The 2,007-nt window shown below is 71.9% G+C and carries 2 protein-coding genes; both read left to right on the top strand.

The window, feature by feature from the left end; translation table 11 throughout:
- Positions 1–177 precede the first annotated feature (177 nt).
- On the top strand, positions 178–879 hold the full coding sequence (locus tag G6016_RS13715; RefSeq protein ID WP_182633191.1) for an APA family fibronectin-binding glycoprotein: 702 nt from the start codon (positions 178–180) through the stop codon (positions 877–879).
- Positions 880–932: 53 nt separating this feature from the next.
- Positions 933–1,745, top strand: coding sequence for a CPBP family intramembrane glutamic endopeptidase (locus G6016_RS13710; RefSeq protein ID WP_187354609.1), 813 nt, complete (start codon positions 933–935; stop codon positions 1,743–1,745).
- The last annotated feature ends 262 nt before the right edge of the window (positions 1,746–2,007 follow it).

Below are 2,007 nucleotides of genomic sequence, written 5' to 3'. Positions count from 1 at the left end.
GGTGTACACCGTGCGCCACCGCCTCCGCCCGCCGGAGCCCGGAAGAGCCCCCGATGTAATGCACCGGCGTCAGGCAGAGCCGTCGATGCAGTGCAGGGGAGTCACGCAGCGTCCCGAGCCGGCGGGAGTCCGTCGGCGCTCCATCCACGGACCCGGGCGTTGCTACGCTTTCCACCGATGAGTTCCGACGACTCCGCCGGCCCGGAATACGCGGCCGACTACACCCCGGCCCCGGACGACGCCCCGGACGCCTCGCACCTCACCCCGGAGGAGAAACGGGGACCGAGCACGGTGCACGTGGCCCTCGGGCTGCTCGCCCTGCTCATCCTCGTGGCCGTGGTCACCACGCCCGAGTCGGTGCTGCCCCGGGATTCGACCCTGCACGGCGACTTCTACGTCGATGAGATGTCGGGCCTTGAGATCGTGGTCCCGGTGGGCTGGCGCCCCGCCTCCGAGGCCGAATTCGGCTCCCTCGAGTTGGTTCCGTCTGACTCTGGGGCCGGCAGCGACACCCAGATCTTCGCCGGCACCCTCGAGCCCGGGATCGCCGCCGCCACGATCTCCGACCCAGAAGGCGCCGCCACCGCCCTGGCCGAGACGATCCAGCAGTACATCCTGGGCGTCACCGGCATCCGCGACGACAGACGCACCCACGAGGTGGAGAACGACACGGGAACCGGCGCCGCCGTGTCGTACGTCGTGGTGCCCGACGATCCCGCGCAGGCCGACTCCGGCGGACTGGTCTACGCCGCCGTCTTCGGCAACGGCGACGAACGCTGGTGGGTGGCGTACGTGACCACCTCGCAGCAGTCCTCCCCGGGCCCCCGGTGGATCAACGGCATCGTCGACAACGTGCGGATCCAGGACAACGGAGAGTGACCACCCCGCCCGGCGACGCCTCCCCTGCCGAGTCCCCCGGAGTCAACGGTCGCCTGCGACGGGCACTCGACCCCCGGGAGGCGTTCGCCCGGTACACCGCCCGATTCGCCCCCGTCAGCGACCCGCACGTGCGGCGGCTGCTGATCGCCGAAGTCGTCGTCGTCCTCCTCGTCACCTTCGGACTCTCCGGCCTCTACGCCGTGCTCGACCTGGTCTCCGCGGTCCTCGCGCCCGACGACCTCGCCGACCAGACCGCCGCGCTCAACGTCTCGCGCTCCACCCACTCCTGGCTCGACCTCGCCTACCAACTGCTCGGCGTGCTGCGCCTGACCGCGTGGGCCCTGCTGCCGCTGGTGGTGCTCGCGAATACCGGGATCGGGCCGCGCGCGGTGGGGCTCGTGCGCGACCGGCCGTGGCGGCAGCTCGGGTGGGGCCTGGCGCTGACGGCGGTGATCGGGATCCCCGGACTGGCGCTGTACCTCGGCGCGGTCGCGACCGGTTTCAATCTGCAGGTGGCGGCGTCGGGGCTCACCGAGACCTGGTGGCGGCCCATCGTTTTGATCCTGTCCGCCGCCGGCAACGGGGCCGCCGAGGAGATCCTCGTGGTGGGCTACCTGCTGGTCCGGCTGCGCCAGATCGGGGTGCCGCCGACGGTCGCACTGATCAGCACGGCGGTGCTGCGCGGGTCGTACCACCTGTATCAGGGCTTCGGCGGCGGCGTGGGCAATCTGGCGATGGGGATCGTGTTCGCGCTGTGGTGGATGCGCACGCGGCGACTGTGGCCGCTGATCGTGGCGCACACGCTGCTCGATGTGGTCGCATTTCTGGGATATGCCCTGCTCGCGCCGCATGTCACGTGGCTGTGAGCGGGCCCCGGGCGACGACCGCAGCGGGCCCTTTCCGGCTGTGATGCTCGACTCGACGGCGCGGCGGGGAACGCCGACCGGGGCCGCGGGCAAGTAGAGTCCGATCCCATGACCGACGACCCCAGGCGCCGGCACCTCACCCCCGAGGAGGCCGCAGAACTCCGGCGTCGTGCACGCGAGCGCCGCGGGTACGTCGACGGCGCCCCGTCGCGCGGTGCCGCCCAGCGCGACCGGACACCGCGACCGGAGCCACGCGATCCGC

The sequence above is a fragment of the Dietzia aerolata genome (genome assembly GCF_014144865.1).
Classification (GTDB): Bacteria; Actinomycetota; Actinomycetes; order Mycobacteriales; family Mycobacteriaceae; genus Dietzia; species Dietzia aerolata.
The sequence above is the reverse complement of the archived record's forward strand: the minus strand, read 5'-3'. Positions and strand labels throughout refer to the sequence as shown.

Excerpts from the sequence above, each read along its gene's own strand:
- G6016_RS13715 (WP_182633191.1), top strand. The coding sequence starts at position 178 with ATGAGTTCCGACGACTCCGCCGGCCCGGAATACGCGGCCGACTACACC.